General features: G+C 72.0%; 9 protein-coding genes. 3 read left to right on the top strand and 6 right to left on the bottom strand.

Translation table 11 applies throughout. The features are described from left to right. The first annotated feature begins 18 nt into the window (after positions 1-18). The 3 genes from CRP39_RS01135 to CRP39_RS01125 all read left to right on the top strand — a co-directional run bounded on the left by CRP39_RS01135 (position 19) and on the right by CRP39_RS01125 (position 6,254). A complete protein-coding gene (locus CRP39_RS01135; protein WP_097203639.1) occupies positions 19-2,661 on the top strand; it encodes a bifunctional FO biosynthesis protein CofGH in 2,643 nt (880 codons plus the stop codon). A gap of 108 nt (positions 2,662-2,769) precedes the next feature. Then, a complete protein-coding gene (locus CRP39_RS01130) occupies positions 2,770-4,776 on the top strand; it encodes a primary-amine oxidase (RefSeq protein WP_097203637.1) in 2,007 nt (668 codons plus the stop codon). Then, positions 4,773-6,254, top strand: coding sequence for an APC family permease (locus CRP39_RS01125; RefSeq protein ID WP_245853464.1), 1,482 nt, complete (start codon positions 4,773-4,775; stop codon positions 6,252-6,254). The genes CRP39_RS01130 and CRP39_RS01125 overlap by 4 nt, the downstream gene beginning before the upstream one ends. 67 nt (positions 6,255-6,321) lie before the next feature. Here the strand turns inward: CRP39_RS01125 and CRP39_RS01120 are convergent, their stop codons facing one another. From CRP39_RS01120 to narH, 6 genes are all read right to left on the bottom strand, one after another. Continuing rightward, positions 6,322-8,181 (bottom strand): putative bifunctional diguanylate cyclase/phosphodiesterase, encoded by a 1,860-nt coding sequence (locus tag CRP39_RS01120; protein ID WP_245853462.1) that lies wholly within the window; start codon positions 8,179-8,181, stop codon positions 6,322-6,324. An 87-nt stretch (positions 8,182-8,268) separates the two neighbouring features. Further along, complete coding sequence (locus CRP39_RS01115) at positions 8,269-8,751, bottom strand: hemerythrin domain-containing protein (RefSeq protein WP_097203634.1); 483 nt, start codon at positions 8,749-8,751, stop codon at positions 8,269-8,271. 14 nt (positions 8,752-8,765) lie between these two features. Then, entirely contained in the window at positions 8,766-9,998 is a 1,233-nt protein-coding gene (locus tag CRP39_RS01110) for an MFS transporter (protein ID WP_245853461.1), read from the bottom strand. Next, the gene (narI, locus tag CRP39_RS01105) at positions 9,995-10,735 is read right to left on the bottom strand and encodes a respiratory nitrate reductase subunit gamma (protein WP_097203632.1); all 741 of its coding nucleotides are present in this window, start codon (positions 10,733-10,735) and stop codon (positions 9,995-9,997) included. The genes CRP39_RS01110 and narI overlap by 4 nt, the downstream gene beginning before the upstream one ends. Then, positions 10,732-11,427: a nitrate reductase molybdenum cofactor assembly chaperone gene (gene narJ, locus CRP39_RS01100; protein WP_097203631.1), complete on the bottom strand. Its 696-nt coding sequence runs from the start codon at positions 11,425-11,427 to the stop codon at positions 10,732-10,734. Before narJ ends, narI begins: the two co-directional genes overlap by 4 nt. Continuing rightward, a complete protein-coding gene (gene narH, locus CRP39_RS01095) occupies positions 11,424-13,151 on the bottom strand; it encodes a nitrate reductase subunit beta (protein WP_097203629.1) in 1,728 nt (575 codons plus the stop codon). The genes narJ and narH overlap by 4 nt, the downstream gene beginning before the upstream one ends. Positions 13,152-13,212 lie beyond the last annotated feature (61 nt).

The following is a 13,212-nucleotide window of genomic DNA, read 5'->3' as shown; positions in this document are numbered from 1 at the left end:
GGGATAGCGTCGGCCGCGATGACCGAGCCGCTGATCCCCACCGAGTCCGCCGTGCGCCGCGCCGTCGTCCGCGCCGAGCGCGGCGTTCCCCTGGATGCCGTCGAGGCGCAGACCCTGCTGTCCGCCCGCGGGCTGGGTGAGGGCGAGCCGCTGGACCGGCTGCTGGCCGCGGCCGGGCGGGTGCGGGACGCGGGTCTGGCCTCGGCCGGGCGGGCGGGGGTGGTGACGTACAGCCGCAAGGTGTTTCTCCCGCTGACCCACCTGTGCCGCGACCGCTGCCACTACTGCACGTTCGTCACCACCCCCGGGCAGCTGCGGGCCGCCGGGAAGGCGCCGTTCCTGTCGCCGGACGAGGTGCTCGACGTCGCCCGCGCCGGCGCGGCCCTGGGCTGCAAGGAGGCGCTGTTCACCCTCGGCGACCGCCCCGAGCAGCGCTGGCCGGTGGCGCGCGAGTGGCTGGAGGCGCACGGCTTCGACTCCACCCTCGCCTATCTGCGCGCGATGGCGATCCGGGTGCTGGAGGAGACCGGGCTGCTGCCGCACCTCAACCCCGGCGTCCTGTCGTGGGAGGAGGTCCAGCGGCTCAAGCCGGTGTCGGCGTCGATGGGGATGATGCTGGAGACGACGGCGACCCGGCTGTGGTCGACCCCCGGCGGCCCGCACTTCGGCTCACCGGACAAGGAGCCGGCGCTCCGGCTGCGGGTGCTGGAGGACGCCGGCCGGTCCGCGGTGCCGTTCACCACCGGCGTGCTGCTGGGCATCGGCGAGACCGCGGCCGAGCGGGTGGACGCCGTGCTGCGGATCCGGGCCGCCCACCAGCGGCACGGGCACGTGCAGGAGGTCATCGTCCAGAACTTCCGGGCCAAGCCGCGCACCGCGATGGCCGCCTCCGCCGATCTGGCGCTGCAGGAGTACGTCGCCGCGGTCGCCGTCACCCGGCTGCTGCTCGGCCCGAAGGCCCGGGTGCAGGCGCCGCCGAACCTGTCGGACTCCACCGAGCTGGGGCTGCTGCTGCGCGCCGGCGTGGACGACTGGGGCGGGGTGTCCCCGCTGACGCCGGACCACGTCAACCCCGAACGGCCCTGGCCCAACCTGGCGGAACTGGCCGAACTGTCCGACCACGCCGGCTTCGAGCTGCGCGAGCGGCTGGCCGCCCAGCCCCGCTACGTGCTCGAGCCCGAGCCGTGGCTGGACCCGCGGGTGCGACCGCACGTCGCGGCGCTGGCCGGCCCCGACGGGCTGGCCGTGGAGGGCCGCGTCCCGGCCGGGCTGCCCTGGCAGGAGCCGGACCAGGCGTGGACGTCGACCGGCCGCACCGAGCTGCACGTCGAGGTGGACACCGTCGGGCGCACCGCCGAGCGGCGCAGCGACTTCGACGCCGTCTACGGCGACTGGGCCGAGCTGCGCGACCGGACGACGTCGGCGCGCGACGGGCACTCCACCGCGCTCACCGTCGGCGACCCGGAGGTGCGCGCCGCGCTGCGGCACGCCGAGACCGACCCGGCCGGGCTGTCCGACGCCGAGTACCTGGCGCTGCTCGGTGCCGACGGGCCGGACCTCGATGCACTCGTGGCGCTGGCGGACTCGGTCCGCCGGGACACCGTCGGCGACGACGTCACCTACGTGGTGAACCGGAACATCAACTTCACCAACGTCTGCTACACCGGCTGCCGGTTCTGCGCCTTCGCCCAGCGGCGCACCGACGCCGACGCCTACACGCTGTCGATGCAGCAGGTCGGCGACCGCGTCGACGAGGCGTGGCGGGCCGGCGCCACCGAGATCTGCATGCAGGGCGGCATCCACCCCGACCTGCCCGGCACCGCCTACCTCGACCTCGCCCGCGAGGTGAAGCGCCGGCAGCCCGGCATCCACCTGCACGCCTTCTCCCCCATGGAGATCGTCAACGGCGCCGCCCGCACCGGCCTGTCGTTCGCCGAGTTCCTGCTCGCGGCCAAGGAGGCCGGGCTGGACTCGGTGCCCGGCACCGCGGCGGAGATCCTCGACGACGACGTCCGCTGGGTGCTCACCAAGGGCAAGCTGCCCACCGCCACCTGGATCGAGATCATCACCACCGCGCACCGGGTGGGCCTCCCGACGACGTCGACGATGATGTACGGCCACGTCGACACCCCCGCCCACTGGGTCGCCCACCTGCGCACCCTGGCCCGGGTGCAGGACGAGACCGGCGGCTTCACCGAGTTCGTGCTGCTCCCCTTCGTGCACCACAGCTCACCGATCTACCTGGCCGGCGTCGCCCGCCCGGGGCCGACGGTGCGGGAGAACCGGGCGGTGCACGCCGTCGCCCGCCTCCTCCTGCACGGCCGCATCCCCAACGTCCAGACCTCGTGGGTGAAGCTCGGCGACGCCGGCACCCAGGCGGTGCTCCGAGGCGGCGCCAACGACCTGGGCGGCACGCTGATGGAGGAGACGATCAGCCGGATGGCCGGCAGCGAGAACGGCTCACTGAAGACCATCGCGCAACTGGAGGCCATCGCCGCCGCCATCGGCCGTCCCGCCCGCCAGCGCACCACCGAGTACGGCACCCCGTCGGCCGAGCGGATGACCACCGCCCGCACCGAGGAGGGCCGCCGCGCCCTGACCCTCTCCATCACGCCGCGCACGCGGGGGACGCAGGGCCCGCGACCAGCAATTATGACCTAGGTCACTACAACTCCTTGTCGACCGCAACCGCCCTCGGTACGGTCCGCCGAACCTGGCCGCGCACCCCTGCGCCCCCAGACCCGGTCGACGCTCCTCGAGGAGAATGCCGTGGCCATCCACGCTCCCGATGTACGCACCACCACCAGCAACCCGCTCGAACCCCTCAGCGCCGACGAGATCCGGCGGACGTCGGAGATCCTCCGCGAGCAGAGGGAGGTCGGTGACCAGGTCCGGTTCGTGATGATCCGCCTGCAGGAGCCGTCCAAGCAGGAGGTCCTCGGGCACGACCGCACGGGCGGGCCCGAGCCGGAACGGATGGCCTTCGCCCTCCTCTACGACCGGGCACACCAGCAGACCGTCGAGGCGGTGGTCTCGCTCACCAGTGGCGCGGTGACCTCGTGGGAGGTCGTCGACGGCGTCCAGCCCAGCGTGATGCTGGAGGAGTTCTTCCGGACCGAGGAGATCACCCGCGCCGACCCCCGCTGGCAGGAGGCGATGCGCAAGCGTGGGGTCACCGACTTCTCGCTGACGATGATCGACCCGTGGGCCGCCGGCTACGACCTCGAGGACCCCAGGGGTCGTCGGCTCATCCGACCGCTGACCTTCGTCCGCTCCCGGGAGGACGACAACGGCTACGCCCGCCCCGTCGAGGGCCTGATCGTGCTGGTCGACCTCGACCTGATGGAGGTCATCGACGTCCGGGACCACGGCGTCGTGCCGCTGCCCGAGAAGGCCGGCAACTACATGGCCGAGCTGGCGTTCGACGAGGACAACCGCCCGGCGTTCACCGGGCTGCGCGACGACGTCCGGCCGATCGAGATCACCCAGTCGGAGGGGCCGAGCTTCACCGTCGACGGCCACGCGGTCAGCTGGCAGAAGTGGCGGTTGCGGGTGGGCTACAGCCCCCGCGAGGGCCTCGTGCTGCACCAGATCGGCTACGAGGACAAGGGCCGGCTGCGCCCGGTCATCTACCGGGCGTCCCTGTCGGAGATGTACATCCCATACGCCGACCCGGCACCCACGCACCGGATCAAGAACGTCTTCGACGAAGGCGAGTACGGCGTGGGGCTGCTGCTCAACCCGCTGCAGCTCGGCTGCGACTGCCTGGGCGAGATCCACTACTTCGACGCCGTCGCCAACGACCAGGACGGCCAGCCGGTCACCATCCCCAACGCGATCTGCATGCACGAGGAGGACTACGGGGTCGCCTGGAAGCACACCGACTTCCGCACGGAGAAGATGGAGGTCCGGCGCTCCCGCCGGCTGGTCATCTCCTGCTTCGCCACCGTCGGCAACTACGAGTACGGGTTCTTCTGGTACCTCTACACCGACGGCAGCATCCAGTTCGAGGTCAAGCTCACCGGGGTCATCTCCACCGGCGCCGTCCCGCCCGGCGAACAGCCGCGGTTCGGCAACCTCGTCGCCCCCGGCCTCTACGGCCCGCACCACCAGCACTTCTTCAACGTCCGCCTGGACATGCAGGTCGACGGCGAGCACAACTCCGTCTACGAGGTCGACTCCGTCCCGCTCCCGCCGGGTGCGGACAACCCGTACGGAAACGCCTGGGTCACCCAGAAGTCCCTGCTGGGCCGGGAGAGCGAGGCCCAGCGGCTGATCGACCCCTTCGCCGCCCGCGTCTGGTACGTCGTCAACCCCTCGTCGGTCAACGAGCTCGGCCAGCCGGCCGGGTACAAGCTCATGCCCGGGGACAACGTGCTCCCGCTGCAGCAGGAGGGCTCGCAGGCCTTCTCGCGCGCCCAGTTCGCCTACAAGCACCTGTGGGTCACGGCGTACGACCCGCACGAGATGTTCGCCGCTGGGGACTACCCCAACCAGAGCGAGAACGCCGGCGGGCTCCCCGAGTTCGTCAAGGCCGACCGGCCCCTCGAGGACCAGGACGTGGTCGTCTGGTACTCGTTCGGCGCCCACCACGTCGTCCGCCCCGAGGACTGGCCGGTCATGCCGGTCAGCTACATCGGGTTCCACCTCAAGCCGGTCGGCTTCTTCGACGGCAACCCCGCCCTCGACCTGCCGCCGTCGGCGCCGTCGTGCCACACGGGCAACGGGCACGGCAACGGCCACGCGACCGCCGGGAACGGGGGAGTGACCCGGTGAGCGAACCGGAGACGCAGCCGCACCCCGTCCGCTCCGACCGGGGCCTGGCGCACGACTCGATGAGCCAGGTCGAGGTGCTGTCGCAGTCGGTGGCCGGCATCGCGCCCAGCGCTGTCATGGCCACCGGACCCGCGCTGATCGTGTTGTTCGCCGGCCAGGGGGCGTGGCTGTCGTACGTGGCAGCCACGGTCCTCGTCGTCCTCGTGGGGCTGGTCGTGGCGCAGTTCGGACGGCGGTTCGCGTCGTCGGGGTCGCTGTACAGCTACGTCGCCCGGGGGCTGGGCCCCACCGGGGCGTTCGCGGCCGGCTGGGGCCTGGTCATCGGTTACACCTGCATCGCGATGCTCGGCGTGACCCTGATCGGCCCCTACGCCGCCAGCTTCCTCGAGACGATCGGCCTGCCCGCGGCCACCATGACCGGGTTCATCGTCATCACCGCGGTCACCACGATCGCCGCGGCCACCTTCGCCATCGCGGGCATCAAGATCTCCACGCGCATCGGGCTGGTGCTGGAGGTCGTCTCGGTGGCCGCCGTCCTGTTCGTGCTCGTCGTCGTCGTCGCCCGCGGCGGTGACAGCTCGGCTCCGTCGCAGTTCGACCTGTCCGGTCTCACGTTCGACGGCGTCACCTTCGGGATCGTCCTGGCCGTCCTGGGCTTCGTCGGGTTCGAGAGCTCGGCCAGCCTGGGTGCGGAGGCGCGCGACCCGCACCGGACCATCCCCCGCGCGGTGATCGGCAGCGCGGTCCTCGTCGGCATCCTGTACGTCTTCGCGACCTACGCCTCCGTGCTCGGCTTCGGAGGGACCGAGGCGCTGAGCGCCAGCGCGGCCCCGATCAGCGACCTGGCCACGCGGAACGGTCTCGGCGGGGTGACCTGGCTGGTCGACCTCGGGGTCACGGCGTCCTTCTTCGCGGTCGCCATCGCCAGCATCAACGCCGCCGCACGCGTGCTCTACACCATGGGCGAGGAGGACGTGCTGCCCGCGGTGCTGGGCCGGGCCCACCCCAGGCACAAGACCCCGCACGTCGCCATCGGCGTCATCGCGCCCGTCATCGGCCTGGTGCCGATCCTCCTGATGATCGCCGGGCGGGGGCCGCTCGAGGTGTACGCCTACGTGGGCACGATCGGCACGTTCGGCTACATGCTCGGGTACCTGCTGATGGCCGCGGCGCTGCCGTTCTTCCTCCGCCGGCGGGGCGAGGCCAACCCGCTGTCGACGGTCCTCGCGGTCGTCGTCGTGGCGACGCTGCTCTACGTCTTCTACAAGAACGTCGTCCCGGTCCCGGACTGGCCGATGAACCTGATGCCGTGGATCTTCCTGGGAGCACTCGCCCTCGGCATGGCCTGGTACGCCGCCGTCCGGGTCCGGAACCCACAGGTGCTCGCCGAGGTCGGGACGGTGGAGGAGGAGCCGGTCCCGCCGGGGACGGCTCAGGTCCACGTCAGTGGACCCGGCGAGCCGGAGCGCCGGCCGTGAGCGTCTGACCGTCGGTGAGGTGCCGCAGGCGTGGTCCCCGAGTCCGGACGACCACGCCTGCGGCACCTCACCGCCGCGCGGCCGCGCGGACCGGTCCGCGGGGAGCGGGGAGGGCCTGCGCGGGCGGCTGCTGCGCGCCCGCGGGGGCCGGGCGGCCGAACAGGTACCCCTGGGCGTGCGAGCAGGCCAGCCGGCCGAGCACGGCCTGCTGCTCCGGGGTCTCCACGCCCTCGGCGACGACGTCGAGGTGCAGGCTGCGGGCCAGTTCGATGATCGAGGCGACCAGCGTGGTCGACCGGTTCCCGGTGCCGAGCTCCTGCACGAAGCTGCGGTCGATCTTCACGATGTCGGCGGGCAGCCGGCGCAGGTAGGACAGGCTGGAGTAGCCGGTGCCGAAGTCGTCGATGGCGATGCGGACACCGGTCGTACGCAGGGCCAGCAGCTGGGTGACGACCTGGTCCACGTCCCGCACCAGCACGCCTTCGGTGACCTCGAGCGTCAGCTGGCGGGCCGGGAGCCCGCTCGCCGCGAGCGCGTCGCGCACGGTGGCGACCACGTCGTCGTCGGCCAGCTGGCGTGGCGAGAGGTTGACGGCGATCCCGACCGGCCGGCCGGCCTGAGCCGACCACGCGGCGGCCTGCCGGGTCGCCTCGCCGAGCACCCAGCGGCCGATCTCCACGATGTGGCCACCCTCCTCGGCCAGCGGGACGAATTCGACGGGCGGCACGAGCCCCCGCGTCGGGTGATGCCAGCGCAGCAGCGCCTCGTAACCGGTGGTCACGCCGGCGGCCAGGTCGATGGTCGGCTGGTAGTACACCTCGAACTGCCCCGCCGCGGTGGCGCCCGCGAGGTCCTCGATCAGCCGCGCCTTGTCCTGCGCGTCCTGCGCCATGCCGTCGGCGTAGTGGACCAGCCGGTTCTTGCCCAGCGCCTTGGCCATGTACATCGCCAGGTCGGCGTTGCGCAGCAGGGTGACCGCGTCCCGCTCGCCGGTGCCGGTGTCGGCGGCGCCGATGCTGACGTGCACGGCCAGCGGCCGGCCGTCGACGGCGACCGGGTCGGCCAGTGCCCGCAGGACCCGCTCGCCGACGGCCGCGGCCACCTCCGGGCCACCGTCGACCACGATCGCGAACTCGTCGCCGCCGAGGCGGGCGACCTGGTCCCCCGGGCGCACGCACCCGGCCAGCCGCCGGGCGACGGCGACCAGCAGCCGATCGCCCGCGGTGTGGCCGCGGGCGTCGTTGACGTCACGGAAGTCGTCGACGTCGAGCATCAGCGCGCTCACCGGTGCGGCACCCCGGGCCAGCAGCCGGTCCGCGTTCTCCACCAGCTGCGTCCGGTTGGCCAGCCCGGTGAGGGGGTCGCGCAGCCCTTGCTGCTCGTTGAGCCGCCAGGCGGCGAGGTGGGCGAGGCTGGCGGCCAGCACGAACCCGCCGTGCACCGCTGCCCACGTCCACGGCGAGCGGTGGGCGCCCTCGTGCCCGAAGACGGCGTGCGGGAAGACGGTGCCGGCGGCGCCGTGGTGGACCAGCACGACCAGCAGGGCCAGGCCGAAGGGCAGCCAGCTCTGGTACAGCGCGACCACGCCGACCACGACGAAGAAGAGGAAGTGCGCCTCGGTGAGCCCGTCCAGGACGTGGATGAGGGCGACGGAGGCGACGAGCAGGCTCAGGGTGGTGGCCGTCGACTGCAGCCCGCGGCCGGCCCCCGGCAGCGCCAGGAAGGTCAACGGGTAGGCCACCGTGCACGCCACGAACAGCGCGGTGAGCGGCTGGTGCCCGACGGCCAGTGTCAGGATGCCCAGGGCCACGGCCTGCGCGGCGGCGATCCAGGTGATGGCGCGGTGCCGGCGCCGCCACACCTCGTCGGGCAGGCTCCGCCCCTCGGGCAGGAGCGCCATGAGGCGGCCGGGGAGTCTGAGCTGCACCTCCCTGTGATCGGCGCGACGGTGCCCGGCTGGAGCGATGCCCGGCCCCCCTCACCCGCACGGGGTACAGCCATCGTCCGGAGACCGTCACCTGACGCTGAGCGGTGCCTCCACCGTGTGCTGCTGCTCCCAGCTGTCCATCTCGTCCCACTCGCTGCCGTCGAGCGTGGCCAGCGCCGCGGGGAACAGCCCGAAGTCCTCCTTGTACATGTGCTCGTCCAGGTCGTGCAGGACGCGCAGCACCCCGTCCCGCCACGCCTGGGCGATCGCGTAGTCGAGGTCGTCGAGGTCGTCGACGTCGTCGAAGAGGGCGGCGTGCTCACCCTCGAGGACACCGACGTGCCCGGCGAGCTCCTCGGCGCGCCGCAGCATGGGGAAGAGGACACCCTCCTCCTTCGCCACGTGCGGCCCGAGCACGACGAGCAACTCCCGGAAGTGGGCCCGGGCGGCCTCGTCGTCGCGGACGTCGAGGTGCCGGCGGATGTGGTTGCTCAGCTCACGCAGCCGGTCGTGCTCGTCCATCAGCCGGGCGACGGGGGTCAGATCGCGGCAGCCGCAGTGGTCGCACATCGGGGAAGACGTCCTCAGCTCAGGGGGCGGCCCTGGCCCACCGACCTCATGGCACGGGCGGTGTAGACGGCCGCGATCAGTGCTGTCACTGCTAGAAGCCACAGCCCGGGCCGGTAATTCCCCTGCCAGCCGTAGATGAAGCCCATCACGAGGGGCGGCGCGAAGCCACCGAGCCCGCCAGCGGCTCCCACGATGCCGGTCACGGAACCGACCATCCCGGCGGGCGCGGCGATCGCCACCAGTGCGAACACCGCACCGGAGGAGGCCCCCAGTGCGGCCGCCATCGCCAGGAAGGCGACGGTGCCGACCCACTCCAGGGGCCGCTCCAGCGCCGAGATCGCCGCGAACACGGCGACGACGGCGAAACACGCCACCAGGACCGGGACCGGGCCGAGCCGGTCGGACAGCATCCCGCCGACCGGTCGCATCACCACGGCCAGGACGACGAAACCGGCGGTGCGCAGCGCGGCGTCGCCCGGGCTCAGCTCGAAGGCCGTCCGCAGGTAGGTCGGCAGGTACACGCTGAAGGCCACGAACCCGCCGAAGCCGACCGCGTAGAGGAACGACAGCTGCAGCGTGACGGGGAGTCTGGCGGTGTCCCATGCACGGCGCACGAAGCTGCCGGTGGGGGGCGTCCGGCCGGGAGCGTCCCGCAACAGCAGGTAGGAGACCACCGCGTACGCCGCGAGCAGGACGGCGACCAGTGCGAACGGGAAACCCAGCCCGTAGGCGTCCTTGAGAGCCACGGTGGTGAACGCCGAGATCGCCGTGCCGCCCATGCCCGCCCCGAACACCCCGAGTGCCATGCCGCGCTTCGCGGGGGGGAACCAGGAGTTGACCAGCGGGACGCCGATGGCGAACGTGGTGCCGCCCAGGCCCAGGACGAAGCCCCCGATGAGCAGCAGCGCGTAGGAGTCGGCTGCCAGGAAGCCCACGAAGAGCACCGGGACGATTGTCAGCGCGCTGACCAGTGGGAACATGAGCCGGGCGCCGAACCGGTCGGTGAGCGCCCCCACCGGGATTCGCCCGAGCGAGCCCACCACCACGGGCACCGCGACGAGCAGGGAGGTCTGCAGTGCGCTGAGGCCCAGCTCGTCGCTGAAGAACGCCCCGAGCGGGCTGATCAGCGCCCACGCCCAGAAGTTGACCGTGAACCCGACCGTCGCGACGGCGAGCACCACCCAGGCCCGCCGCGACACGGCGACCGGGGCGGGCGCGGTGCCGACGGGGACGCGCGGCGAGCTCACCGCCGGCCTCCGCCCACCCGGTCCCAGCCACGAGGTGCGGCCCGGTTGCCCAGCTCCGTGTCGCGACTGCGGTAGACGATGTAGGGGCGGGTGAAGTAGCCCAGCGGTGCACTGAAGACGTGCACGAGCCGGGTGAACGGCCAGATCGCGAAGAGCACCAGAGCGGAGAGGGCGTGCAGCTGGAAGCCCAGACCCGCCTCCCGCATCAGCTCGGGATCCGGGGAGAAGTAGAAGATGCTCCGGAACCACGGGGACACCGTGTCGCGGTAGTCGACGCCCTCGTGCCCCAGTACGCCGAGGACCGTGTTGCTCATCCCGAACAGGATCGTGGCAGTCAGGACGACGTACATCAGCTTGTCGTTCTTGGTGGTCGCCGAGAAGACCGGGCCGACGGTCCGCCGCCGGTAGATCAGGATGGCCAGCCCGGCCAGCGTCCCGATCCCCGCGATGGCGCCGACCCCGATGGCCAGGGCGTGGTAGGTCTGCTCGGAGAGGCCGACCGCGTCGGTCCAGGACTTCGGGATGCCGAGGCCCATGACGTGCCCGAGCAGCACGAACAGGATGCCGAAGTGGAACAACGGGCTGCCCCAGCGCAGCAGCCGCCGCTCGTACAACTGGGTCGACCGGGTGGTCCAGCCGAACTTGTCGTAGCGGTACCGCCAGTAGTGGCCCACCACGAAGACGGCCAGGCTGATGTACGGGAGGATGACCCAGAGGACGACGTCGAGGGCGTTCATCGAGGGGCTCCAGCCGGTGCTCCGGAGACGGGCTGCGGCATGTACTCCGGCGGGGCGAACGGTGCCGCCCCGTACGGGTCGAGGCCGACCTCCTCGGTCGGCGGTCCCTGCAGGGCGAGGCGGGCCACCTCCTCGCGGTCGGCCGCGGCGACCGGCGGCAGGGTGGCCGAGACCGCTGCGAGCACCGCGGCCCACGGCGAGCGGCGCTCCTCGAGCGCCAGCCGGATGAGCTCCAGGCCGGCCCGGTGCTCGTGCAGCAGGCGCTCGCCGCGGGCGGTGTCCCCGAGCGCGGTGAACTCCAGCACGACCGCCAGGTGGTCGGGGAGCTCGCCGTCGGCCAGGTGCAGGCCCGCCCGGCCGTAGAGGTGCGTGAACTGCAGCAGCGCCATCCCGCGCCTCCGGGTGTCCCCGTAGGCGTAGTAGGTGAGGTAGAGGCTGCACCGGCGCTGCAGGTCGAAGGTCTCGACGTAGTCGGTCTGCAGCCGCTCGAGCCGCGTCGTCTCCAGGTGGTCGAGGAACCGTCCCAGCGGGCCCGCCAGCTCCGCGGGTAGGGGCGCGGTGACGGCCCGCAGCAGCGGGAGCCGCGTGAGGAGTTCCTCGTCGGGGTAGCCCAGCAGCAGCGACGCCACCTGCCGGGCCGTGGCCAGCTGCGCCGGGGTCGTCGGCGATCGTCGCGCGGGTCGCGGGCTCACGGCTTCGGGTCCGTGACCGCGGGCGAGTCCGGCCCGACGCCACCGCCGTCCTCCCCGTGCGGGCCCGGTCGCTCGTGGGGCTGCGGCGGGAAGAGGCCCACCGGGGAGCCCTTGCCGTCCCAGTTCAGCAGGTTGACCCGCTGCTCCCTGTCCCCTGGCGCCGCCAGCGTGTCGGTGGTCTGGCGGGCCGCGAGCATGTGGAAGTTCTCCACCGCGATCGGCGTCGATCCGCCCGAGGTCTCGCCGAACGGCCCCCAGCCGCCCATGCCTGGGCCACCGTCGTAGTCCAGGGAGCAGCCGCTGTCGTACTCCTCCCGCTCGGGGCCCTGCTCGGCGTGCGCGGTGGGGATGACGTAGCGCTCGTCGTACTTGGCGACGGCGAGCAGCCGGTGCATGTCCTGGATGTCGCGTCCGGTCATGCCGACCGCCGCGGCGATCGACTCGTCGGCCGGCCGGCCGAGGTTCAGGTCGCGCATGTAGGACCGCATGGCCCCGAGCTTGCGGAGCACGCCGGTGACGCGGCCGGTGTCCCCGGCGGTGAACAGCTCTGCGAGGTACTCCACGGGGATCCGCAGCGACTCGATCGCCCCGAAGATGTTGCCGGCGTCCTCGCCGTCGTGTCCGGTCCCGGTGAGCGCGTCCACCACCGGGGACAGCGGCGGGATGTACCAGACCATCGGCATGGTCCGGTACTCCGGGTGCAGCGGGAGTGCGACCTCGTAGCGGTTGATCAGTGCGTGGATCGGCGAGCGCTGCGCGGCGTCGATCCAGTCGCGCGGGATCCCGGCCTGCTCCGCGGCCCGGACGACCTGCGGATCGTCCGGGTCCAGGAGGACCGACCGCTGGGCCTGGTAGAGGTCCTGCTCATCCGGTGTGGAGGCGGCCTCGAGGACGCGATCGGCGTCGTAGAGCACGACGCCGATGTAGCGCAGCCGGCCGACGCAGGTCTCCGAGCAGACCGTCGGGATGCCGACCTCCACCCTGGGAAAGCAGAACGTGCACTTCTCGGCCTTGCCGGTCCGGTGGTTGAAGTACACCTTCTTGTACGGGCAGCCCGTGACGCACATCCGCCAGCCGCGGCAGCGGTCCTGGTCCACCAGGACGATGCCGTCCTCCTCCCGCTTGTAGATCGCGCCCGACGGGCAGGACGCCGCGCACGACGGGTTGATGCAGTGCTCGCAGATCCGCGGCAGGTAGAACATGTAGGTCTGTTCGAACTGCTGCTTGACCTGCGCGGAGATCTTCTGCAGGACCGGGTCGGCCTGGGTGAGTTCCGGGGCCCCACCGAGGTCGTCGTCCCAGTTGGCGCTCCACTCCACCTTCATCGGCTCGTTGCTCAGCAGCGAGCGCGGCCGGGCGACCGGGGTGTGCTCCTGGAGCGGCGCGTTGGTCAGCGTCTCGTAGTCGTAGGTCCAGGGCTCGTAGTAGTCGTCGATCGACGGCTGGATCGGGTTGGAGAAGATCGTCAGCAGTCGCTTGAGCCGGCTGCCGGTGCGCAGTCTGAGCTTGCCGTTGCGGCCGACCTCCCATCCGCCCTTCCACTTCTCCTGGTCCTCGTAGGTGCGCGGGTAGCCCTGTCCCGGTCGGGTCTCGACGTTGTTGAACCACACGTACTCGACTCCGGTGCGGTTGGTCCACGCCTGCTTGCAGGTGACCGAGCACGTGTGGCACCCGATGCACTTGTCGAGGTTCATGACCATGCCCATCTGGGCCATGACGCGCATCAGTCGGTTCCTCTCCCGAGGGCAGACATGGCCATCTCTCCCCCTCCGGTCGCCCTCCCAG

This window comes from Geodermatophilus sabuli, assembly GCF_900215145.1.
Classification (GTDB): Bacteria; Actinomycetota; Actinomycetes; order Mycobacteriales; family Geodermatophilaceae; genus Geodermatophilus; species Geodermatophilus sabuli.
Note: the sequence above shows the minus strand (reverse complement) of the source record. Positions and strands in the feature narration are given on the sequence as shown.